At 42.7% G+C, this 22,890-nt stretch carries 21 protein-coding genes; 6 read left to right on the forward strand and 15 right to left on the reverse strand.

Translation table 11 applies throughout. From position 1 onward, the window contains the following. Positions 1-953: 953 nt before the first annotated feature. From ABD036_RS17980 to rpmH, 9 genes are all read right to left on the reverse strand, one after another. Positions 954-1,769 (reverse strand): DnaA ATPase domain-containing protein, encoded by an 816-nt coding sequence (locus ABD036_RS17980; RefSeq protein ID WP_343862428.1) that lies wholly within the window; start codon positions 1,767-1,769, stop codon positions 954-956. A 49-nt stretch (positions 1,770-1,818) separates the two neighbouring features. Beyond that, positions 1,819-2,478 (reverse strand): DnaT-like ssDNA-binding domain-containing protein, encoded by a 660-nt coding sequence (locus ABD036_RS17985; RefSeq protein ID WP_343862429.1) that lies wholly within the window; start codon positions 2,476-2,478, stop codon positions 1,819-1,821. 27 nt (positions 2,479-2,505) lie between these two features. Then, the gene (gene mioC / locus ABD036_RS17990) at positions 2,506-2,943 is read right to left on the reverse strand and encodes an FMN-binding protein MioC (RefSeq protein ID WP_343862430.1); all 438 of its coding nucleotides are present in this window, start codon (positions 2,941-2,943) and stop codon (positions 2,506-2,508) included. 10 nt (positions 2,944-2,953) lie between these two features. After that, complete coding sequence (gene mnmE / locus ABD036_RS17995; RefSeq protein WP_343862432.1) at positions 2,954-4,321, reverse strand: tRNA uridine-5-carboxymethylaminomethyl(34) synthesis GTPase MnmE; 1,368 nt, start codon at positions 4,319-4,321, stop codon at positions 2,954-2,956. A gap of 12 nt (positions 4,322-4,333) precedes the next feature. Then, positions 4,334-4,816 (reverse strand): YajQ family cyclic di-GMP-binding protein, encoded by a 483-nt coding sequence (locus ABD036_RS18000; protein ID WP_343862434.1) that lies wholly within the window; start codon positions 4,814-4,816, stop codon positions 4,334-4,336. Between the two features lie 102 nt (positions 4,817-4,918). After that, positions 4,919-6,589 (reverse strand): membrane protein insertase YidC, encoded by a 1,671-nt coding sequence (gene yidC, locus ABD036_RS18005; RefSeq protein WP_343862435.1) that lies wholly within the window; start codon positions 6,587-6,589, stop codon positions 4,919-4,921. A 152-nt stretch (positions 6,590-6,741) separates the two neighbouring features. Continuing rightward, positions 6,742-6,996: a membrane protein insertion efficiency factor YidD gene (gene yidD / locus ABD036_RS18010; protein WP_343862437.1), complete on the reverse strand. Its 255-nt coding sequence runs from the start codon at positions 6,994-6,996 to the stop codon at positions 6,742-6,744. Then, on the reverse strand, positions 6,951-7,319 hold the full coding sequence (rnpA, locus tag ABD036_RS18015) for a ribonuclease P protein component (RefSeq protein ID WP_343862439.1): 369 nt from the start codon (positions 7,317-7,319) through the stop codon (positions 6,951-6,953). The genes yidD and rnpA overlap by 46 nt, the downstream gene beginning before the upstream one ends. Positions 7,320-7,328: 9 nt before the next feature. Continuing rightward, positions 7,329-7,463: a 50S ribosomal protein L34 gene (gene rpmH, locus ABD036_RS18020; protein WP_008842504.1), complete on the reverse strand. Its 135-nt coding sequence runs from the start codon at positions 7,461-7,463 to the stop codon at positions 7,329-7,331. 609 nt (positions 7,464-8,072) lie between these two features. Here rpmH and dnaA point away from each other — a divergent pair. From dnaA to gyrB, 4 genes are read left to right on the forward strand one after another with little or no spacing between them, the layout of a single operon-like run. Then, a complete protein-coding gene (gene dnaA / locus ABD036_RS18025) occupies positions 8,073-9,434 on the forward strand; it encodes a chromosomal replication initiator protein DnaA (RefSeq protein WP_425542587.1) in 1,362 nt (453 codons plus the stop codon). A gap of 23 nt (positions 9,435-9,457) precedes the next feature. Continuing rightward, on the forward strand, positions 9,458-10,561 hold the full coding sequence (dnaN, locus tag ABD036_RS18030; RefSeq protein ID WP_343862445.1) for a DNA polymerase III subunit beta: 1,104 nt from the start codon (positions 9,458-9,460) through the stop codon (positions 10,559-10,561). 21 nt (positions 10,562-10,582) lie between these two features. After that, on the forward strand, positions 10,583-11,683 hold the full coding sequence (recF, locus tag ABD036_RS18035; protein WP_343862447.1) for a DNA replication/repair protein RecF: 1,101 nt from the start codon (positions 10,583-10,585) through the stop codon (positions 11,681-11,683). A gap of 4 nt (positions 11,684-11,687) precedes the next feature. Beyond that, positions 11,688-14,111 (forward strand): DNA topoisomerase (ATP-hydrolyzing) subunit B, encoded by a 2,424-nt coding sequence (gene gyrB, locus ABD036_RS18040; protein WP_343862450.1) that lies wholly within the window; start codon positions 11,688-11,690, stop codon positions 14,109-14,111. Positions 14,112-15,391: 1,280 nt separating this feature from the next. Here the strand turns inward: gyrB and ABD036_RS18045 are convergent. From ABD036_RS18045 to glyQ, 3 genes are read right to left on the reverse strand one after another with little or no spacing between them, the layout of a single operon-like run. Beyond that, a complete protein-coding gene (locus ABD036_RS18045; protein ID WP_343862452.1) occupies positions 15,392-15,829 on the reverse strand; it encodes a hypothetical protein in 438 nt (145 codons plus the stop codon). Positions 15,830-15,859: 30 nt separating this feature from the next. Continuing rightward, positions 15,860-17,932: a glycine--tRNA ligase subunit beta gene (gene glyS, locus ABD036_RS18050; protein WP_343862453.1), complete on the reverse strand. Its 2,073-nt coding sequence runs from the start codon at positions 17,930-17,932 to the stop codon at positions 15,860-15,862. Beyond that, positions 17,925-18,857, reverse strand: a complete 933-nt coding sequence (gene glyQ / locus ABD036_RS18055) for a glycine--tRNA ligase subunit alpha (RefSeq protein WP_343862455.1) — start codon at positions 18,855-18,857, stop codon at positions 17,925-17,927. Before glyQ ends, glyS begins: the two co-directional genes overlap by 8 nt. A gap of 117 nt (positions 18,858-18,974) precedes the next feature. Here glyQ and ABD036_RS18060 point away from each other — a divergent pair, with 117 nt between their 5' ends. After that, positions 18,975-19,562, forward strand: a complete 588-nt coding sequence (locus ABD036_RS18060; RefSeq protein ID WP_343862457.1) for a DNA-3-methyladenine glycosylase I — start codon at positions 18,975-18,977, stop codon at positions 19,560-19,562. Positions 19,563-19,627: 65 nt separating this feature from the next. On the opposite strand, the gene ABD036_RS18065 is transcribed toward ABD036_RS18060, so the two are convergent. The 3 genes from ABD036_RS18065 to ABD036_RS18075 form a co-directional block, all read right to left on the reverse strand. Further along, on the reverse strand, positions 19,628-20,080 hold the full coding sequence (locus ABD036_RS18065; RefSeq protein WP_343862459.1) for a DUF2489 domain-containing protein: 453 nt from the start codon (positions 20,078-20,080) through the stop codon (positions 19,628-19,630). 12 nt (positions 20,081-20,092) lie between these two features. After that, a complete protein-coding gene (gene yihI, locus ABD036_RS18070; RefSeq protein WP_343862461.1) occupies positions 20,093-20,608 on the reverse strand; it encodes a Der GTPase-activating protein YihI in 516 nt (171 codons plus the stop codon). A gap of 484 nt (positions 20,609-21,092) precedes the next feature. Next, the gene (locus tag ABD036_RS18075) at positions 21,093-21,722 is read right to left on the reverse strand and encodes a c-type cytochrome (RefSeq protein WP_343862464.1); all 630 of its coding nucleotides are present in this window, start codon (positions 21,720-21,722) and stop codon (positions 21,093-21,095) included. A gap of 184 nt (positions 21,723-21,906) precedes the next feature. On the opposite strand from ABD036_RS18075, the gene yihA reads away from it, so the two are divergent. After that, positions 21,907-22,518, forward strand: coding sequence for a ribosome biogenesis GTP-binding protein YihA/YsxC (gene yihA / locus ABD036_RS18080; RefSeq protein WP_343862466.1), 612 nt, complete (start codon positions 21,907-21,909; stop codon positions 22,516-22,518). Positions 22,519-22,890: the final 372 nt, after the last annotated feature.

Here is a 22,890-nt window from a genome sequence, read left to right on the forward strand (position 1 = left end):
TCCAAAAAATGGTCGATGCCGATCCATAACTGGCGTCAGGCCATGGTTCGATTTATCATTGAGTTCGGGGATCGCCTCGAAAAGCACATTAACTAAATGGCAGTTACACAGAATCTGTTACAGGCTCTCCCGGTGGCGTTCATTCATTATAGTCATCCCGGTAGCGCTCTTGTGCCGGGATCTTGTTAACACCTGTTTGTATTAACTACGGAGTACACCACTCCGTCATCCCGGTAGTGCTCTTGTGCCGGGATCTTCTCAACACCTGTTTGTATTAACTACGAAGTACACCACTCCGTCATCCCGGTAGCGCTCTTGTGCCGGGATCTTCTCAACACCTGTTTGTATTAACTACGAAGTACACCACTCTGTCATCCCGGTAGCGCTCTTGTGCCGGGATCTTGTTAACGCCTGTTTGTATTAACTACGGAGTACACCACTCTGTCATCCCGGTAGCGCTCTTTTGGGGCGCACGCAGTGCCGGGATCTTCTCAACACCTGCTTGTATTAACTACGAAGTACACCACTCCGTCATCCCTGTAGCGCTCTTGAGCCGGGATCTTCTCAACACCTGTTTGTATTTAACTACGAAGTACACCACTCCGTCATCCCGGCGGTGTTCTTGTGCCGGGATCTTCTCAACACCTGTTTGTATTTAACTACGGAGTACACCACTCCGTCATCCCGGTAGCGCTCTTGTGCCGGGATCTTCTCAACACCTGTTTGTATTTAACTACGAAGTACACCACTCTGTCATCCCGGTAGCGCTCTTTTGGGGCGCACGCAGTGCCGGGATCTTGTTGACGCCTGTTTGTATTAACTACGAAGTACATCACTCTGTCATCCCGGTAGCGCTCTTGTGCCGGGATCTTGTTAACACCTGTTTGTATTTAACTACGGAGTGCTGTTGAGGAGATCCCAGCTAAAATCGTGCTGGGATAACGCTTGGGGCGTTACTTCACTTGGTTGGGTTGGTAACCAGATACATTAACTGGTTCGGGAGCAGGTGGAACGATTTCTTTTCTACGACTGGGCCCAGAGAACCGCACTTTATATGTATCGTATTCGCGCATTGACTCAAAACAATAGCGGCCCAAAGCTTGTTCTAATTCAGCTAAATTATGATTGGTGATCATGATGCAGTTTTTGTTGTTCACTAAGCGTTGGCGCAACAAATTGCCTAACCAACTCTGAGTATTTTTCTTGAGCATGGTCTCATTCACACAGACTTCGTCGAGTATCAGTAAGTCCACATCTAATAATTCTTTTTGGATTTCTCTAAATTGTTCAGCAACATTATCAGTGGCATTGTAATCATAAGAGAAAAAACGCATTTCCAGTAAGCTCGATAATTGACGATAGAGCACCGATATTTCGTATTGTTCAATTAGCTGGTGCGCAATTGCGCCGGCAATATGTGACTTACCACGACCATAATCACCGTAGAAAATCATCATATGTGAACCGCTTCGTCGCCAATTAGGATCGTCATGAGCAGCGATAAAAGATTGGGCAATGCTGACCGCTTCGATCACGTCATCACTGTCTTCAATTAGGGTATCGAAGGTCCATTTCGGATTCAGATCAGAGCGTCCGTGAATTTCTTGAATACGGCGCAATTTGGTTTCTTGCTGCAGTTTTCTAACGTCTCTATTAGCTTGTTTTTCGTATTCCGCGCGCACCGTTTTATAGTCAGTATAGGTGTCGGGCACGTCAGACTTGCCTAAGGCTTTGGCTAATTGGTCGATTCTTTTATTGATACTGTTCACAATGATCCGTAACGGTTAGTAACCATTCTATTCAATAGTTTGGTTTCGATTACTTATTAATACTATTTTGCTTCTTACTGTATTTGGCTACAAGTTGTTTTGCATTTTCATCTGCTTCAACGCCCGCTTTTGGCGTTACCCACTGATTTCCTACTTTATATTTTGGCTTCACACCACTGGCAACACGGCGTTGTTTCAACTGAAAAACAAACTTCTGGGTCCACTGGAATTGACTAAACTGCATTTCAGGTCGGCCCATCCAATAAGCGATAAACTCACCCAGCTCTGTTTCACTATAGTCTTTATCAATGATACCCACCAATGCTGCTAAGTCTTCAAACACGGTTTGATGAGGCGTCCAGTCAGTCGTCATTGCTGACCATTTCATGTGCAGGCTAGGGTAGTCATCGGTTTTTACGTTTAACAGCGGCAAGGTGACTTGTTGACCGTTAAAGCTTTTATCTAAGGAGGCGTCAGCACTGATCTCAATCAGTTGGTACTTAACCAATTCTTTGATCAACGCGTTTATCTGTCGGCCCAAGGTAAACTTTTTCGAGCCGCCATTTAACATAGCGATCAATTGCTTGTAATTAAGTGGTGCAGTTACTCCGCTTTTTTTGTCGGCCAGGGGACGTAAACCAAGCAAATATAGCACTCGGGCATCATTACTGATTTCTTGGGTCAAGGCGCTTTGCTCAGTGTTATTCACAACTAGACCTTTTGTCGCTTGGTAAAATTAAACCGCATTTTGCAAGTAATCTTTTAACCATTCTACCGCAATATCTTCTGGAATAGGGTGGTGTAACACATCAATATGAATGGGTTGGTATGCTAATTTTGCACCGGCTTTTTCCATCAAGTTTTGTAATACCATTGCGCCATTGCAATACGTGTCGTAACTGCTATCACCTAATCCAACGACTAAAAATGTGATATGACTTAAATCCATACCCGATATTTGTTTTGCAAAGGGCTGAATGTTGTCGGGTAAATCACCAGCGCCATGGGTTGAAGAACAGATTAGCCAGATAGCGTCAGGATTGATTTCCTGCACATTAGGATCAAGATGAATACTGACACTATGACCTTGTTCACTCAGTGTTTCACTGAGTGCATCGGCAACGTATTCACTGGCACCTAATACCGTCCCTACTAAAATATCGTAACTTGCCATGAACTTTTCCTTACTTTCCAATACAAAACGACGAGAAAATTTTACCCAGCAAATCATCAGAGCTGAATTCGCCAGTAATTTCATTCAAAGCTTGTTGAGTTAAACGTAATTCTTCTGCTAGAAGCTCTCCAGCGAGATGGTCGTGCAATTGTTGATGGCCTATGGCTAAATGCTCTGCGGCACGTTCTATGGCATCTATGTGCCTACGTCTTGCAATAAACTGGCCTTCACCGCTTTGATCAAAGCCCATGCAATCTTTAAGGTGCTGTGCCAGTGCTTCTATGCCCTGATTTAACTGGGCTGAAATTTTGTACACGGGGAACTGATGGTGTTGTTCCACGCCAGCTTGCTCACCTGATAAATCAATTTTATTGCGCACAATCGTCAGTTTGACGTCTTTGGGAAGCTTGTGCATGAAATCAGGCCAGATCTTATATGGGTCGTTTTCCTTGCTATCACTGCTATCTAGCATAAATAAAACCCGATCGGCTTTGGCTATTTCCTGCCATGCTCGCTCGATACCAATCTGTTCTACTTTATCTGCGCTGTCCCGAAGTCCAGCGGTATCGATAATATGCAGGGGCATGCCATCTAAGTGAATATGTTCTTTGAGAACGTCTCGAGTGGTACCGGCAATGTCGGTCACTATAGCGGCATCACGTCCAGCAAGGGCGTTCAGTAAACTCGATTTACCGGCATTGGGTCGACCTGCAATGACAACTTGCATCCCTTCGCGCAACAAACTGCCTTGCTTAGCCTGCTGTTGCACAATGTTTATTTGGGTAATGATGTCTGCTAGGTCGTTGGCAACTTTTCCGTCGCTTAAGAAATCGATTTCTTCATCAGGAAAGTCAATTGCCGCCTCGACATACATGCGCAGGTGAATAACTTTGTCGACCAGCAAGTGGATTTTAGTCGAGAACTCACCTTGTAAAGAGCGCATTGCGCTTTTGGCGGCTTGTTCTGAACTAGCATCTATTAAATCAGCAATGGCCTCTGCCTGAGCTAAGTCTAATTTGTCATTCAAAAATGCCCGTTCGCTGAATTCGCCAGGGCGAGCCATACGCATTTTGGGAATACTAAGAATTCGTTTGATCAGTAGGTCGAGCACAATTTGGCCACCGTGACCTTGCAGTTCAAGCACATCTTCGCCAGTGAACGAATTGGGCTTTTGATAAAAAATCGCAATGCCTTGATCCAATACCTGACCATCTTCATCGAAAAAAGGCAGATAATGGGCTTTTCTCGCCGTTAACTTGGTGGTCAACAGTTGTTCTGCGACTAGCTCACACAGAGGCCCAGATACACGCACAATACCCACGCCGCCGCGTCCCGGTGCAGTGGCTTGCGCAACAATGGTATCAGTCTGAATGTCCACGTATTAGGTTACCTAATCTCTGAAGTTGTTAAATTGCAGTGGTTGGCCCACATCTTCGCTTTTCAACAAGGCAATCACCGCTTGAAGATCATCCCGTTTCTTGCCAGTGATACGCAGTTGATCACCTTGAATACTGGCTTGTACTTTCATCTTCTTATCTTTTATCAACTTCACTATTTTCTTAGCAACAGGTTGTTCAATACCTTGTTTGAACTTAATCGTTCGGCGGTGGGTTTTTCCACTTCTAACCACATCTTGCGGGTCCATGGCTGAGGTATCCAAATTGCGCTTTGAGCAGGCATTTCTGAGCATATCGGTCAGTTGCTGTAATTGAAATTCACCTTCAGCAATCAACACCACAGACTCGTCTTTAAATTCCATTGAAGCTTCAACACCACGAAAATCAAAGCGGGTACTGAGTTCACGATTTGCATTGTCGACTGAGTTACGAACTTCATTCATGTCAATTTCAGATACTACGTCAAAAGTGGGCATTGCTTGTCTCCTATCTTAGTTATGGCTACATTGTAAACGTCTGGACCTTTACAAAAAAGCCCGCATTGGCGGGCTTTTGAATTTATTTAATTCTGTTTGCGACTATTTGGTTTGTAAGCCGCGTTTTTCCATAGATGCGTAAATAATCTTAGCTTGTATTAGGGTGATAACGTTACTGATCAACCAATACAGTACTAAGCCTGCGGGGAAGAAGAAGAAGAAAATACTCATCGCCACTGGCATCCACTGCATTATCTTCTGTTGCATCGGATCTTGAATGGTCATTGGTTGTAACTTCTGGAGCAAATACATACTCAAACCAGTCAAGATGGGCAATACATAGTATGGGTCTCTAACTGACAAGTCTGTGATCCAAAACACGAAGTCGGCGTGACGTAACTCAACACTTTCAAGCAATACCCAGTATAAGGCCAGGAAAATTGGCATTTGCAGTAAAAGAGGGAAGCAGCCACCCATTGGATTGACTTTTTCTTTCTTGTACATCTCCATCATCGCTTGCGACATCTTTTGTCTGTCATCGCCATGACGTTCTTTAAGCTGGGCCATTTTAGGCGCCAGGTTGCGCATCTTAGCCATCGACTCATATTGCTTCTTAGTCAACGGATACATTACACCTTTAACGATGATAGTAATAATCACAATCGCCAAACCCCAGTTGATCACAATGCTTTGGATCCACTTGAGCAAGGTGAACAACGCTTGAGAAATCATCCAAAGCGGGCCGTAATCTACGGTCAAATCTAAGCCGTAAGCAATTTCTTTGAGCGCGTCTTGATCTTTTGGTCCCATATACAGTGAATTTGACACTGTTACCGTATCGCCCGCTCTGACATCAAAGGGCTGACCGATGAATCCAATAGCTGCGTAGCGGTTTTGAATAATACTACTATACAGTTGGTTGGTTTCTTCTTGGGGCGGTACCCAAGCTGAAACGAAATAATGTTCTAGCATGCCGGCCCAGCCGCCGACTGTGGTCTGGTTAAGACGATCTTCTTCCATGTCGTCAAAATCTAACTTTTCGTAGCGGTCTTCTTTGGTTGAATAGGCTCCACCACGATAAGTCGGCATGAACATACTGCCTTCTGGTCCAGCGATACTTTGTTTGAGCTGAGCATATTGTTTAAATTGTTTGTCGGTTAATGCACCGTTTTTGACTTCATATTCAACCGTGACTTTATGTTCGCCGCGTTTAAAAATAAAACGTTTGGTTACCACCAATCCTTCGATAGAGGTCCAACGCATAGGCACGATTAATTCATTGCCTTGTAAAACAAATTCTTTTTGAGATACAACATAGGCTGGACGACCTTTGGTTGAATCAATCGCATCTCTTCCTATCAGTCCACTTTGTGCAATATAGAGGTTGTTACTATCTGGTCTTAACAAGTTATAAGAATCATTTGATCCTTGCGTAACCGGAAACTTCACCAAGTTTGCTGAAACAACGTCACCGCCGCGAGTGTCGATCAATACATCCAAGGTGTCTGTTTTAATCTTGATAAGACTGTCCGATACAGTATTGGTAGTTTGTACTGGATTATTGTCTTGTGAAATCGGCACATCACTGTTGTTGCTTGGTGCAACACTGGGTATGGACTGAGGCATATCTGCGCTAGGCGTTGAAGGCGTCATTTGCTCAGCTTGAGGAGCGGGCGCTACAGGTTTAGGCCCGTAATCCGCTTGCCATTGATTCCATAACAGAAAACTGACCACTACTAGGCCAATTAACAAAAAATTACGTTGGGATTCCATAAGATACTCTTTAACTACGTGTTCAATTTAGCGGCATGTTAGCGCTGCGTTTATTTTTGTCACTATCAATTAGTCCGACAGTGCATTGAATTATTACATTCGAACTTAAAATTTGTGCAAAATAGTAATGCCAAATGCCTCGAATGATAAGCTTAATCGTGTTTTTTAGTCTTTTTTTCTGGTACTTCGTCAAATCCACCTGGATGCAGCGGGTGACATTTCCCAATTCTTTTCATGCTTAACCAGCTTCCTACAAAAAAACCGTGTTGTTTAATTGCTTGAATTGCATATTCTGAGCATGTTGGATGAAACCTGCATGAAGGCCCAATCATGGGTGACAGAAACTGTTGGTACAGCCTGATTAACCCAATTGGGATTGCGCGCAACGATGCGTAAGCTTTTTCCATAGTTTATCCAGCAACTGAGTGATTTGCTCATTGCTCATTTTATCCAAACCTGATTTACCCACTACCACTATATCAGTGTTCAGTAATCGGTGTTGATTAAGACGGAAGCTTTCTCTAATCAGTCTTTTTACCCGATTACGGTCATGTGCTTTTCTTACTCGTTTTTTAGATACAGTAATTCCCAGCCTTGGATGATCAAGCTGATTAAATCTGGCGAGTATTGTTAGCTGAGGTGAAACAGAAGGAATGGCTTGTTGGAAGACATTTTCAAAGTGAGTGGGAGTTAAAAGTCTTAACTCCCGAGAAAACGAATTTTCACTCACTTTGATAAATTAGGCTGATAAACGAGCACGGCCTTTAGCACGACGATTAGCAAGGACCTTGCGGCCATTCTTAGTCGCCATACGGGCACGAAAACCGTGTGAACGCTTACGCTTTAAGTTACTTGGTTGAAATGTTCTTTTCATGACCTAGTCCCGATACATAAGGGTTAATACAAAATGAACATCAATAGAGTAAAAACCATTGCGCTCAAAAAGGACGCTGAATTCTAGAGATCTAATAGGGTGTTGTCAATCATTGATCGCAAAATAAGCGCTAAAAAGAACACATTTACTCAGTAAGTTTTGCGTGAGCTGTTGATAACAATGCGATTCGTTGCTTTTTTATCCACAGGAAGAGTTAATTTTTCGAAATTACCTCTTTATAATGGCTGCTTTTTAGTGTATCCGGCCAGCCAATAATCTACGGTTATAGATCTTTTGTTTTTGATAAGATAATAAAATAACTAATTAAAACAGGGTGTTGGAGTGTAAACTGCTGGTGTGATTAACTATTTAGTAATTCAAGGTTGCACTGATCGTGTGGTTTGCGAGATAATTCACAACCCCTGTGTGACTAGGGTATAAAAAGAATAATAATTGGTCAATCTCATGTCAGTTGAGTATTCACAATTATCCAATCATATTTAACAAATAACGAGCCTTTTTGGGCCTCGTGACGGATATTTAACAATGTCTTTATGGAATAGATGCCTTGACCGGCTGCAACACGATCTTACCACTCAAGAATTTAGTATGTGGATAAGACCGTTAAAAGTTCACCAAGATGATCAATCTGTCACTCTGGTAGCGCCTAATCGATTCGTGCTTGATTGGGTAAGAGATAAATATCATTCCCGTATCACCCAATTGTTTGATGAGTTTTGTGGAAATGAAGCACCAAGTTTAAATTTAGATGTAGGATCAGCAATACCACGCAACACCGCATTTTCTGCACCTGTTGCTCAGAATGAAACATTACAAACCGAAAATACCGTAGCGTCTGTTGGTTCATCAAACAATAATGCCAGTTCTGCTTCAGGTCAGAATAATTCAGTGGTCAGTTACGAACAGTCGTCACCCGCAGGCAAAGCACACAAAAGCAATATCAATGTTACCTATAAATTTGATAATTTTGTCGAGGGTAAATCTAATCAATTGGCTAGAGCTGCAGCCACTCAAGTCGCTAATAACCCTGGTGGGGCGTACAACCCGTTGTTTATATACGGAGGAACGGGCTTAGGTAAAACTCACTTATTGCATGCGGTAGGTAATGGCATTATTGCCAAAAAGAAAAACGCGACTGTGGTGTACATGCATTCAGAACGTTTTGTTCAAGACATGGTAAAAGCGTTACAGAATAACGCCATCGAATCATTTAAACGTTATTACCGCTCAGTCGATGCACTGCTTATAGATGATATTCAGTTTTTTGCTAATAAAGAGCGTTCTCAAGAAGAATTCTTTCATACTTTCAATGCGTTACTAGAGGGTAACCAACAAATCATTTTGACCTCTGATCGCTACCCTAAAGAAATTGACGGTGTAGAGGACAGGTTAAAATCTAGGTTTGGTTGGGGATTAACCATTGCGATTGAGCCGCCAGAGCTTGAAACACGTGTTGCGATACTGAATCGCAAAGCGCTTGAGAATAAAATTCATTTGCCTGAAGAAGTGGCGTTCTTTATTGCTAAACGTTTACGTTCAAATGTAAGAGAGTTAGAGGGCGCGTTAAATCGCGTGATAGCCAATGCTAATTTCACCGGCAGAGCGATTACCATAGATTTCGTCAGAGAAGCATTACGTGATTTATTAGCCTTGCAAGAAAAATTGGTTACCATTGATAATATTCAAAAAACCGTTGCCGAATATTACAAAATAAAGATGGCTGACATATTATCTAAACGCCGGACTCGAAGTGTTGCTCGACCGAGACAAATGGCGATGGCATTATCAAAGGAATTAACCAATCATAGTTTGCCTGAAATTGGCGATGCATTCGGGGGTAGGGATCATACAACCGTATTGCACGCGTGCCGAAAAATAGTGCAGCTTAGAGATGAAAGTCATGATATAAAAGAAGACTATCAAAACTTAATTCGCACCTTATCTTCTTAAAAATAAAAACGAGTTATAACTAAATGAAATTCACCATAAGCCGGGAAAATTTTTTACAGCCATTACAATTAGTGTCTGGTGCCGTAGAAAGACGTCATACTTTACCAATATTATCTAATGTTCTGATCAAAGTTAGTGAGAATTCACTCTGGCTAACAGGTACTGATCTAGAGGTAGAACTCATTTCTAACGTGACGTTGTCGGGTGAGTTTCAAGAAGGTGAAATAACAGTACCTGCGAAAAAGTTATTTGATATTTGTCGTGGATTATCAGACGAAAGCGAAATTAAATTTGAAGTAGATGGTAGTAAAGCCATTATTCGATCTGGACGCAGTCGCTATACATTATCGACCTTGTCTGCCTCTGATTACCCTAATCTAGAAGATTGGGAAGGCGAAACTGAATTTGAAATATCACGCGCAGATCTAAAACACTTGATCGAAAGCACCCAATTTTCCATGGCGCAACAAGATGTTCGTTACTACCTAAATGGTATGAGTCTTGAGACAGAAGAGAATATCATCCGCACTGTGGCAACAGACGGCCATAGGTTGGCGTTATGCAGAATGTCGTATACGGCGTCTACTCTGCCTAGTAGACAAGTTATCATTCCACGTAAAGGCGTGTTGGAAATTGGTCGATTGATTGAAGCCGACGACAAAATGGTTAAGATCCAACTTGGCTCAAACCATATTCGTATTTTCTCAACAGATTTCATTTTTACCAGTAAATTGGTTGATGGTCGCTTCCCTGATTATCGTCGTGTACTACCAAAAGATGGCGATAAAACCATTGAAGCCAGTAAAGATGTCATGAAGAACGCGTTTTCGCGCGCTTCTATATTGTCGAATGAGAAGTTCCGTGGCGTACGGTTAAACTTATCTAATGGTGAACTAAAGATAACTGCCAATAACCCTGAACAAGAAGAAGCAGAAGAAATCATTGACGTAAATTATCAGGGTGATGACTTGGAAATTGGATTCAACGTTGCTTACTTAATCGATGTATTTAATGCTCTGGGTTCTGAAAACGTCAAGATTTCACTAGCAGATTCAAACAGCAGTGCGTTGATTGAAGATGCTGCGGATGACTCAGCATTGTACGTTATTATGCCGATGAGACTGTAGGCTACAAGGTACGGTCAGTTTATGAAGCTGGACACAGTCCAGATCCATCAGTTTAGAAATTTAGCGAATGTAGAAATTTCCCCTTCTGATTCACTTAATTTTATCTTTGGAAAGAACGGAAGTGGAAAGTCTTCCTTGTTGGAAGCTATCCACTATTTGGGCTTTGGTCGTTCTTTTCGAACTTCAAAACACAAAAATGTTATCCAATATGACGCGCAGAAATTTAGTATTTTTGCATTAAGTTCTGACGAAAAGGGCAGTGTTAAACTCGGAATGTCCAGAAGCACGTCGGACGAACTTGTTGTTAGTGTCAATGGCAATAAATCTAATCGTATGTCTGAGTTGGTAAGTCAGCTGCCAATTCAAATTTTCACTCCGCAAAGTTCAGAGTTGGTTTTAGGTTCGCCGTCTTTGCGTCGACGATTTTTAGATTGGGGATTGTTTCACGTGGAACAATCCTTCGGACAAAGCTCGCAAAACTATCAAAAAATTCTCAAACAGAAGAACGCGTTGTTAAGAAAATCATCCTATATGCCAGCGTCAGATTACCCTCAACAAATGGCTTTTTGGGACAAACAAATTGTAAAAGAAGGCGAGATGCTGACTAAACAAAGAAAAGCCTATTTAGAGGCCATTCTGGAGCATATAAATAGCAATTTAGTGCATTTTCTACCTGAGTTTTCGGTCGAAATCTCGTATCATAGGGGTTGGGAAAAAGAAGCAACTTTAGAAGAAGCAATTTTAAAAAAATCTGAGAAAGACATTAAGAATGGCTATCTCAGTGTTGGTCCTCATAAAGCAGATTTGCGAATTAGGACAAACGGTGTAGATGTCGCTGAAGTATTATCTCGAGGCCAACTTAGAATGTTGGTCGCAGCGTTACAGTTAGCACAGATTCAATTCTTAAAAGAGCGCACTAATAAGTCGACAGTATTCCTATTAGATGATGTTGGTGCGGAGCTAGACGAAACAAAACGCGAATTGTTTATCGACAAATTATTGGAGATAAACTCACAACTTTTTATATCGGCAATTGAGAAAAGCCAATTGCCTTTTATAAATAAATATAAAAACAAGAAAATGTTTCACGTGGAACATGGCCGGATGAGAGAGGAGAGCTAATCAAATGGCAGACGAGAACAATACATATAATTCCTCAAGCATTAAGGTGCTTAAAGGGCTTGATGCAGTTAGAAAAAGACCTGGAATGTATATTGGTGATACCGATGATGGAACCGGATTACACCATATGGTATTTGAGGTAGTAGACAACTCAATTGATGAATCGCTCGCTGGTCATTGTTCAGAGATAAATGTAAAAATCCATACTGATGGCTCAGTATCTGTTAGCGATGATGGCCGTGGTATTCCAACAGAAATCCATGAAGAAGAGGGTGTTTCTGCTGCTGAAGTCATCATGACAGTGCTACACGCTGGCGGTAAATTTGATGATAATTCTTATAAAGTATCTGGCGGTTTGCATGGTGTGGGTGTCTCCGTAGTTAACGCTTTGTCTAAAAAACTACAACTTAAAATACGTCGTGCAGGAAAAGCCTACGAACAGGAATACGTTCACGGTGTGCCTCAAGAACCGCTTAAAGCTGTTGGTGAATCTGACCAGACAGGTACCACAATACGGTTTTGGCCAAGTGAAGAAACCTTTACGGGTATCGAGTATCACTACGATATTCTCGCCAAGAGATTAAGAGAACTTAGCTTTTTGAACTCCGGTGTTTCTATCGTGTTGACAGATGATAGAGATGGTAAGAAAGACCACTTCAAATACGAAGGTGGCATACAAGCCTTTGTTGAATATCTTAATAGAGCAAAAACGGCGGTTCATTCTAAAATATTTAGTTTCCAGACCGAAAGAGATGACGGTATCTCGGTCGAAGTGGCGATGCAATGGAATGATAGCTTTAATGAAAACGTATTTTGTTTTACTAACAATATTCCCCAACGTGATGGTGGAAGTCACTTAGCCGGTTTCCGTGCAGCGCTTACTCGTACGCTTAATAACTACATGGAAAAGGAAGGACTGAATAAAAAGTCTAAAACTAATGCCAGTGGTGACGACGCACGTGAAGGTCTAACCGCAGTAATATCGGTAAAAGTGCCGGATCCAAAATTCTCCTCTCAAACTAAAGATAAGTTGGTATCTTCGGAAGTTAAACCTGCTGTAGAAACCGCGATGGGCGAAGCGTTAACGGATTTCTTATTAGAGAACCCGGCTGAAAGTAAAATCATCGTTGGCAAAATTATCGATGCGGCAAGAGCTAGAGAAGCAGCTAGAAAAGCCCGTGACATGACTCGTCGTAAAGGCGCTTTGGACTTAGCTGGACTGCCAGGTAAACTGGCTGATTGCCAAGAGAAAGACCCTTCAATGTCTGAACTCTACATAGTGGAGGGTGACTCGGCAGGTGGATCTGCCAAACAGGGTCGTAATCGTAAAAACCAAGCCATTCTTCCGTTGAAAGGTAAAATCCTAAACGTTGAGAAAGCGCGTTTTGACAAAATGTTATCATCGCAAGAAGTTGCAACCCTTATTACTGCTTTAGGTTGTGGTATCGGTCGAGATGAATATGATCCTGAAAAACTGCGCTATCATAAAATCATCATCATGACGGATGCTGACGTGGATGGAAGTCACATTCGTACATTGTTGTTGACCTTCTTTTTCCGTCAAATGCCAGAAATTATCGAACGCGGTTATATCTATATTGCCCAGCCTCCGCTATACAAAGCTAAGAAAGGGAAGCAAGAGCAGTATCTGAAAGATGATGAATCACTGACCAATTATTTAACGTCGATTGCTCTAGATGGCGCCTCTATTCATGTTAATGCTGATGCCCCGGGGATCACGGGAGTGGCTTTGGAGAATCTGGTAAATCAGTATCACATTGCCGTTAAAATGATTGAACGCATTAGCCGTATTTATCCTAAGGTCTTAGTTAACCGATTGATTTATAGTGATATTTTAGAGATTTCAGATCTTTCTAATAAGGAAAGTTTGAATAAATTCGGTGAAACCTATATTGCAGCGCTAACGGATGATGAATCAGACGGCGCTACCTATAGCTTTACGGTGAAAGAGGATGCCGAACGTAGTAGTTACTATATTTCAATCATCCTACGTCGTCACGGTATTGATACCGAATATAAGTTTGACCATGATTTTGTAGACTCAACTGAGTACACCAAAATAAAGGAATTGAACAAAGCTATCAATGGCATTATGGAAGAGGGTGCTTACGTTAAACGTGGCGATAAAACCAAAACCGTGTCTGACTTTGTATCTGCGTTGGAATGGTTAATGGGCGAATCTAAACGTGGTCAATATATACAACGCTACAAAGGATTGGGTGAAATGAACCCAAGCCAACTATGGGAAACAACCATGGATCCTGAAAATAGACGTATGTTGCAAGTAACCATAGAAGACGCCATTGGAGCGGATCTATTGTTTACTACACTTATGGGTGACCACGTTGAGCCTCGTCGTAACTTCATTGAAGAAAACGCATTAAGAGTGGCAAACCTAGACGTCTAGTTAAGCCTCTCCTAGTGAGTAAATAGCGTTACACAGCAATAACCTAAGGCACTTATTCATCGAATAGGTGCCTTTTTTATTACCTGGCCTTAACTTCATATAAGTCATCCCAATGGTGCTCGTTAATATCAAGTCATCCCACTGGTGCTATTTCTTAACACGTCATCCCGGTGATACTCTTGTGCCGGGACCTTCCAGACGCCTGTTTGTCGTTAACTACGAAGTACTGTCACGGAGATCCCCGATAAAGAGACCTCGGGGATGACAGAAATGGAGCACTTGGGGGTGACGATGTTCGTACACTTGGGGATGACGATGTTCGTACACTTGAGGATGACGAGGTGTGTTGTCATCCCGATGGTGCTCGTTCATAACACGTCATCCAGGTGGTGCTCGTTCATTACACGTCATCCCGGTGGTGCTCTTGTGCCGGGATCTTCCAGACGCCTGTTTGTGGTTAACTACGGAGTACTGTCACGGGGATCCCCGCACTGCGTGCGCACCTAACAACGTTTCGGGGATGACAGAAATGGAGCACTTGGGGGTGACGATGTTCGTACACTTGGGGATGACGATGTTCGTACACTTGGGGATGACGATGTTCGTACACTTGGGGATGACGATGTTCGTACACTTGAGGATGACGAGGTGTGTTGTCATCCCGATGGTGCTCGTTCATAACACGTCATCCCGGTGGTGCTCTTGTGCCGGGATCTTCCAGACGCCTGTTTGTAGTTAACTACGAAGTACTGTCACGGAGATCCCCGCACTGCGTGCGCACCTAACAGCGTTTCGTGGATGACAGAAATGGAGCACTTGGGGATGACAGAAATGGAGCACTTGGGGATGACGACGTGTGTTGTCATCCCGATGGTGCTCTTCCTTAACAAGTCATCCCGGTGGTGCTCTTGGGCCGGGATCTTTCAGACGCCTGTTTGTAGTTAACTACGAAGTACTGTCACGGAGATCCCCGCACTGCGTGCGCACCTAACAGCGTTTCGGGGATGACAGAAATGGAGCACTTGGGGATGACGATGTTCGTACACTTGGGGATGACGAGGTGTGTTGTCATCCCGGTAGTGCTCTTAGGCCGGGATCTTTCAGACGCCTGTTTGTAGTTAACTACGAAGTACTGTTACGGGGATCCCCAACAAGAGCACTTGGGGATGACGGTTTTACTGAAAAACAAGCATAAAAAAGCCTGGGAAGACCCAGGCTTTTATAAATATTCACTGCTAATAGGATAAGAGCCTTTTCGCTTTATTAAGCCCTAAAAGCTTCTAGAATGCCTTTTTTATATAAACCGTAGGTGATTCTTCATTACTAAAATCAATGAAAAAATCATATTTACCAGTTTCTTCGGGAGTAAATTGAAAGTTGCCGCCTGGATTTTCACAAGAAGATAAGGCTCTGGTGCCTGTCATTAATACTTTACCCTCTGTTCCAATAGGACTACCGCAGTCATAGCCGGGAGTATAATTCTTGTCTGCGAACTTAAAATCATAAGGCTGACCATCGGCGATCAATTTGACCGATGCTTTAAACAACTTACCTTCGACCAATTCCAATCGATAGTTTTCGTCAGCTTCCCACCATGTGAAAACGCCCCTAAGATAGAAGCTTTCATAATCTTTCTCTAAAATCTGTTCAACGAATGTTGTTGAACAACCAGAAAGAAGGGCAGTAAACATGACGAGCAACAAGATTCTCTTTTGCATAATCGTTTTCTTTGACCTCAATTAATCCATTTAATCATGTCTGAGTAGCGAAACATCAGCACATTGTAAGAATAGACCACGCAGCTCTAACAAGAGCGCTAGTCTGTTATGTTTCAAAGCTTGGTCGTCTGCCATCACCATGACATTATCAAAAAATCCATCTATCGACTCACCCAGCGTAGACAGCTCAGTTAACACCGCAACATAGTCACCATTTTGTAGTAAAGGCAGAATTTGTGCTTTGCTATTTTTTAGTTGGGTAGCAAGTTGCTTTTCTTGGGGTTCAACCAAGAGCGAGTCATCGACCGTGTAATCTGCAGTAACCTGATTCTTATCTAAAATATTAGCGACCCGCTTATTGGCTGCCGCTAAGGCTTGCGCAGAAGGCAGTGCTTTAAAGCGAGTCACGCCTTGAATTCTGGCGTCAAAATCCGCAGGGCGAGTAGGGCGACGAGCAAGTACTGCCTGTATGACATCAACTTCTACACCTTGTTCCTGATACCAGGTTCTAAATCGACCTAGAATGAAATCAATGACCTGTTCGACAACCGCTTGGTTTTCAAATTTGTCGTTCAATAAGGTGTTAGCATCACCGACAATATCCGTTAGATCTAACGGCAGTTTCAACTCTACAATAATTCGTAAAACGCCTATTGCAGCTCTGCGCAGTGCAAATGGGTCTTTGTCACCTTTGGGGAGTTGTCCAATACCAAATATGCCTACTAACGTGTCAAGCTTATCTGCAAGTGCTACCGCACAACTGACTAACGACTTGGGTAGGTCGTCACCGGAGAACCTCGGCATATATTGTTCATTCAAGGCATTTGCCACATCCGCATGTTCACCGTCGTGATTAGCATAATGCATTCCCATGATCCCTTGAACATCCGGGAACTCCATGACCATTTCAGTCATCAAATCCGCTTTTGATAGCAATCCCGCTCTTTGCGCATGCTCGCTATTGGCGCCAATACGCTCCGCAATCTTTGCCGCAAGTTTGGCGATGCGCCGCGATTTATCCGCTAAGGTACCAAGCTGCTTTTGAAATAGCACAGACTCTAAACTATCCAAACGGGATGCTAAAGAGCGCTTTTTATCGGTTTCAAAGAAAAAGCGAGCATCAGACAAGCGTGGACGAATGACTTTTTCATTACCGCTGATTACTTGACTTGGATCGCGACTTTCAATGTTAGACACGAACAAAAAACGCGACATCAAGTTGCCGTTATTATCCAGTAAGGGAAAATATTTTTGGTCGCCTTTCATCGTGTATATCAAGGCTTCTTTGGGTACGTCTAAGAACTCATTTTCAAAATTAGCAACCAAAGTGACTGGCCATTCAACGAGTGAGGTGACTTCGTCTAATAAGTCCTGCTCAAGCTCTACTCGCCCACCTTCATTCGCTGCTGCTGAGGTTAGTTGCTGGCTTATTTTTTGTTGACGCGCATTATAGTCAGCAAGAACAAAGCTTTGCTCTAAAGTCTCTAAATAGGCATCGGCACTGCTTAACTCAAGCGTTTTATCACCGTGAAAACGGTGTCCTTGAATAGTGCGAGATGAATTCAAACCCAACACTGAGCCGTTAATTAAGTCGCTACCGTAAAGCATACACAGGGTATGAACGGGACGAATAAATTGGGTCTTTTTGGCTCCCCATCGCATCGGCTTTGGGATCGGTAGCTTTTTCAAAGCCGCATCGACTAATCCTGACAGTAGCTCATCTAAAGCTTTACCAGAAACGTTGGCAACGTGTAATAACCATTCACCTTTGTCCGTGCTCAGGCGTTGTGCCTGCTCTACGGTGATCCCATTTGCATTTGCCCAACCTTGCGCTGCCTTGGTCGGATTGCCTTGATCATCAAAAGCGGCGGACACTGCAGGGCCACGCTTTTCAACTTTTTTATCGAGTTGCTTGTTTGCTAACTGATGTACTTTAACCGCTAGTCGACGTGGTGAAGCAAACCACTGAATCGACTCGAACGGTAAGTCAGCTGCTTCTAAGCCTTGTTGCAAATTGTCGGCAAATGCTTGCGCTAAGGTTTTTAACGATTTCGGGGGTAGCTCTTCTGTGCCGAGCTCGACTAACAAGTTTTCATTACGCATCTTGTTGTCCTCCTTCGACGCTTTGGGTGTTTTTACACATAGGGAAACCGAGTTTCTCTCGGCTTGCGTAATATGCTTCGGCGACCGCTTTGGATAAAGCTCGCACGCGCAGGATGTAGCGTTGACGTTCAGTGACAGAAATAGCATGTCGAGCATCAAGCATATTAAACGCATGAGACGCCTTCATTACTTGCTCATAGGCCGGTAAAGGCAAACCTGCTTCAATCATCCGTTGGCTGTCTTTCTCACACTGATCAAACTGGGCAAATAAAGCGGGTACGTCGGCATGCTCGAAGTTATAGGTTGATTGTTCAACTTCATTTTGGTGAAACACATCGCCGTAAGTCACTTTGCCCATCGGACCATCTGTCCAAATCAGATCGTAAATACTGTCGACTCCTTGAATGTACATGGCTAAACGTTCAAGACCATAAGTGATCTCTCCGGTTACAGGGAAACATTCCAGTCCGCCCACTTGCTGAAAGTAGGTAAACTGTGTGACTTCCATACCATTAAGCCAAACTTCCCAGCCAAGCCCCCAAGCGCCCAAGGTTGGCGATTCCCAATTGTCTTCAACGAAACGGATGTCGTGAACCAAGGGATCAAAGCCCAGCTCTTTCAGTGAGTCTAAATATAACTCCTGAATATTATCCGGAGACGGCTTAAGCATGACTTGAAATTGATAGTAATGCTGCAAACGATTCGGGTTTTCTCCATAACGCCCATCTGTAGGCCGACGACAAGGTTGCACGTAGGCGCTACTAATTGGCTCTGGGCCTAATGAACGCAGAAAAGTCATAGGATGGAAGGTACCAGCGCCTACTTCCATATCGAGGGGCTGAATTATCACACAGCCTTGACGAGCCCAATAATCCTGTAATGCTAGGATCAGCCCTTGAAATGTCTTGATATCAAACTTTTGCATGTACTTTCGCTACACAAATGGGTTATTAAAAAAATGCTCGACAGTATACCTTTTGTCGTGCTTTGAATGTAGGCTAAATCTACGATTAATTACTGCAAATCGCATTTTGAGAGAGATATGAGTGATTTCATTCGCTGTGGTTGGGTAGGGAAGGACCTTATTTATCAGCAATATCATGATCAGGTTTGGGGTAGACCGGTTACCGATAGCCAGACATTGTTCGCTAAATTATGTTTAGACGGTCAACAAGCTGGCCTAAGCTGGATTACAATTCTAAAAAAACAACAAAACTATGAGGATGCCTTCTATCAATTCGATCCTGTTCAAATTGCTACTATGACGGATAAGGATGTTGAGCGACTCATGCAAAACCCCGGTATTGTGCGAAATCGGTTAAAGATCCAATCTATAATTAAAAATGCCAAGGCTTACCTAACGATGCAAGAGCAGGGTGAAGACTTTTCGAGGTTTATTTGGCACTTTGTGGATCACCAAGTGGTGGTGAATCGTTGGCAACAGCAATCTGACGTGCCCACCTCAACCCCACAATCAGATGCGATGGCTAAAGCGTTAAAAAAACGGGGTTTTAATTTTGTCGGCACGACCATTTGCTATGCATTTATGCAAGCGGTTGGTTTAGTCAATGATCATACAACAGACTGTCATTGCTACGAGCCTTGCGTGGAGCTTGCTAACACCATTTAGGCTGATTTAATCCAATGCCGACTTTGATATTGCTGGATTGATTTAACCACTTTGTGGGCACAGTTCTAACGATAATCAAGCGTTCGGATATGGGCGATTTCTTTTAATATCTCTGATTCCAGACGTGATTCATGCTCTTCGCGCACTTTATCTTGCTTGGCTTTTACTTTTTTATCCAGCTGATCGCGAGCGTCATGGGTTGGCAACTCTCGTACTTGCAAAAACAACTGATACAAAGCGGGGTAGTCTCGTTGGCAATTAGGCGGAGACTCAACCGGAATGCTGTCAATTAAGTTAACTAACCGTATTGCTCCTTCGGACAAATTACATTGCTGTTGCTCAACGGCTAGCGCAATGGTGTGGACACTTTCCATAATACGCTCTATGCGAGCTTGGCGAATACCTGACTGGCGTTTTGTTTGCTGTTTAACTTGATAAAGCAACTTACCTGCGTAGAAACTTAAACCTGCAATTACAGTAGCTGCTGCGGCGATAACAACATAACTTAAAAAACTCAAACGACACCTATTTTATTTAAATTTATTAATGTCTATAGATTCAAAACGAGCAAAAGGATCGTCCTCATCGGGTGCTGTTTGCTGCTCTTCATCCTCTTCTCCAATACCTAGCAGTCCGCACAATATTTTGTGTCGAGCTAAGGTAGCATCAACGTAAGCCTGATCTTCTTTTGAAATTGACTTATCTTCATCTAATTGATCAAGCAAAGTTGCCAATCTTTCATCATCTTCGATTGCTTTTAACTCTTGCGCAGGGCTGAAGAACTTTGCTTTTTTTACTTCTACACTGTCAGACTTTTCTTTGACGAGCAGTGGGATGGGCTTTTTACTGCCAATACGTGGATCGTTGTTTTGTCGTTGTCCGGAGTTTTGAGCATCGGCTTTTACGACACTGTTGCGGGTTCCAGAAACATTACCTTTGTGTTTTTTAGGCTTACCCGCTTGTGATTGTCTGGGCTTTTTAGGTGCCCAGCTTTCTTTAGGGACGCCAATTTGACCTATTTTTCGTGATTTTTTAACTCGTGCCATGAATGAATGCCTTGCTGAATGCAATAAGGCGAATGGTAACGCAATTTGACTAAAAACGGTTAGCTAAATCACCGAATCGCAGACAAGAAAAAAGGTAACAGTTGCCTGTTACCTTTTAGATATCGAGTGTCGTATGACACTTCTCCCGTTATCTGCTCATCCTGAACTGTAGTGGAATCCGTTTCAACGCTTATCTTTTTGTTATTATTAACTAAGCTTTTATATTGTTTTCGGTCTTCCTGACGCTTTATGATTAGTCCTTTTATTCCCAAGATGGAATTTTAGGGAACAGCAATTTTTGTTTTTGTTAGCGCTGTTCTAACTTCCTTGGCAAGCCGTGGCTTGTACTTCCTTTTTTTAATCTGCCGAAAGAATACACGATCAAAAAGGATTTACAACTTTTTTACATTCAAATCACAAAAAAAATGAACTTTTTTGTAAATTAAACGTAACGTCAGCTGCTAAATCCTCGTGAATTGGCTTGTTAGTGTAAGCCACCTAAGTACTTGGCAAGGGTTTCAATGTCTTTATCGGTCAGCTTTTTAGCGATGTCGCGCATCATGCCATTAAGATCATTGTTGCGCTCTCCACTTCTAAACATTTCCAACTGTGCTTTTAGATACGTGTAGTGCTGGCCACTGATATCTGGAAAACCCGCCAACCCCATGCCATTTCCTGTTGGCCCGTGGCACGCGATACAGGCTGTGATGCCGCGATCTAAATCGCCACCACGATAGAGTTGCTCACCCAGTGCAACGACATCTTCTGGTGTGGTGCCTTGCTTTTGATCTTGGCTAGCAAAATAAGCGGCTAGATCTAGCATATCCTGCTCACTAAGGAGCATCGCTTGACTATTCATGACTACGTTGTTGCGACCTTCCTTGCCGCCGGTTTCACCAGCAAGTTTGAATTCTTTAAGCTGCTTGACCAAATATTTTTCGTGCTGACCAGCCAAAATGGGGTTCATTTCAATTGCACTATTACCGTCTGTACCATGACAAGCTACACAACCCTTGCTTATAACTAAGTCTTTTCCTGCTTCAGCATTGCCTTGCGCAATAACAGAAGTCGAAAAGCCGAGTGCTAAACAAATCAATAAACCCAATTTTTTCATAATGACTCTCAACAACGTTCTATATTGGTTAACATAATAGCGGTATTTTACACATTTAATACAATGATAAAATCATTTCCAGAATAATTATGTGGATAATTCAGTGTTTTACGCTAAAAAATGCGGTTCAATGTTATACTCAGCCTATAAAAACTAACCCGTCAACATTTTTAAGAGAGTCACAGTGAGTCACTACAGTCACGCTAAATTTGTCACTAGCGCCCCTGATATTCGTCATTTGGAACAAGATCAAGGAGCCGAAGTTGCCTTCGCAGGCCGCTCCAACGCAGGTAAATCGAGCGCATTAAATCGATTGACGCGGCAAAAAGGGTTAGCCAGAACCAGTAAAACACCAGGACGAACTCAATTAATCAACGTATTTGAAATTGAAGAAGGCAAGCGTTTAGTTGATTTACCTGGATATGGTTTTGCTAAAGTGCCCATCGAAATGAAGCATAAGTGGCAAAAAGCCTTAGGCGAATACCTGCAAGTTCGAAAAAGCTTAAAAGGCTTAGTGGTGTTGATGGATATCCGCCATCCTTTTAAAGATTTGGATCAACAACTAATTCATTGGGCGGTTGAGCGTGAATTGCCAGTTTTAGCGCTGCTAACGAAAGCGGATAAACTTAAATCGGGAAAACGCAAAGCCCAACTGCTAATGGCCCGCGAAGCATCTTTGGCTTTTTGCGGAGACGTTACCGTGCACGTGTTTTCTTCTTTCAATGGTCTTGGCTTAGATAATGTGGAACAAGTGCTAGACGTTTGGCTAGGTTTTCGCGAATTAGCAGCGGAATAATATTCATAAAAAAAGCCCCTTTAAATAAAGGGGCATAATATTTAGAGAACACACATAAACTGTAAATTATGACTCGTCGAATTGAGTAAAGTTCAATCGGCTGCTAATTTATTTAACCTAACCTTTGGATTAGATGTGTCGAGCAAATAAATATTACATATCTGCTTCACAATGGTGTGGATAAATTAAACCGAATCTTCTAAAACACACTTCAATGATGCAATTTTTGCAATTATCAAGGCGAGTTTTGGTACCTGGCTTATTGCTAGAAAACTCAACGCAGATAGGCGTAAAAAGGGCGTTATTGAGGGGCGCTTATTATCCTTTAGTTCAGGTTATTTAAATTTTTACTTCAATGATAATAAACCCCAT

Origin of the sequence: Aliiglaciecola litoralis, from assembly GCF_039523355.1 — a bacterium.
GTDB classification, from domain to species: domain Bacteria; phylum Pseudomonadota; class Gammaproteobacteria; order Enterobacterales; family Alteromonadaceae; genus Aliiglaciecola; species Aliiglaciecola litoralis.

What these genes read in the sequence shown, in the direction of transcription:
- ABD036_RS18045 (WP_343862452.1), bottom strand. Translation starts at nt 15,829, where the DNA reads ATGCAAAAGAGAATCTTGTTGCTCGTCATGTTTACTGCCCTTCTTTCT.
- rpmH (WP_008842504.1), bottom strand. Translation starts at nt 7,463, where the DNA reads ATGAAAAGAACATTTCAACCAAGTAACTTAAAGCGTAAGCGTTCACAC.
- yidC (WP_343862435.1), bottom strand. Translation starts at nt 6,589, where the DNA reads ATGGAATCCCAACGTAATTTTTTGTTAATTGGCCTAGTAGTGGTCAGT.
- dnaA (WP_425542587.1), top strand. Translation starts at nt 8,073, where the DNA reads ATGTGGATAAGACCGTTAAAAGTTCACCAAGATGATCAATCTGTCACT.
- ABD036_RS18060 (WP_343862457.1), top strand. Translation starts at nt 18,975, where the DNA reads ATGAGTGATTTCATTCGCTGTGGTTGGGTAGGGAAGGACCTTATTTAT.
- recF (WP_343862447.1), top strand. Translation starts at nt 10,583, where the DNA reads ATGAAGCTGGACACAGTCCAGATCCATCAGTTTAGAAATTTAGCGAAT.
- gyrB (WP_343862450.1), top strand. Translation starts at nt 11,688, where the DNA reads ATGGCAGACGAGAACAATACATATAATTCCTCAAGCATTAAGGTGCTT.
- yihI (WP_343862461.1), bottom strand. Translation starts at nt 20,608, where the DNA reads ATGGCACGAGTTAAAAAATCACGAAAAATAGGTCAAATTGGCGTCCCT.
- mioC (WP_343862430.1), bottom strand. Translation starts at nt 2,943, where the DNA reads ATGGCAAGTTACGATATTTTAGTAGGGACGGTATTAGGTGCCAGTGAA.
- glyQ (WP_343862455.1), bottom strand. Translation starts at nt 18,857, where the DNA reads ATGCAAAAGTTTGATATCAAGACATTTCAAGGGCTGATCCTAGCATTA.
- ABD036_RS18000 (WP_343862434.1), bottom strand. Translation starts at nt 4,816, where the DNA reads ATGCCCACTTTTGACGTAGTATCTGAAATTGACATGAATGAAGTTCGT.
- yidD (WP_343862437.1), bottom strand. Translation starts at nt 6,996, where the DNA reads ATGGAAAAAGCTTACGCATCGTTGCGCGCAATCCCAATTGGGTTAATC.
- glyS (WP_343862453.1), bottom strand. Translation starts at nt 17,932, where the DNA reads ATGCGTAATGAAAACTTGTTAGTCGAGCTCGGCACAGAAGAGCTACCC.
- ABD036_RS18075 (WP_343862464.1), bottom strand. Translation starts at nt 21,722, where the DNA reads ATGAAAAAATTGGGTTTATTGATTTGTTTAGCACTCGGCTTTTCGACT.
- dnaN (WP_343862445.1), top strand. Translation starts at nt 9,458, where the DNA reads ATGAAATTCACCATAAGCCGGGAAAATTTTTTACAGCCATTACAATTA.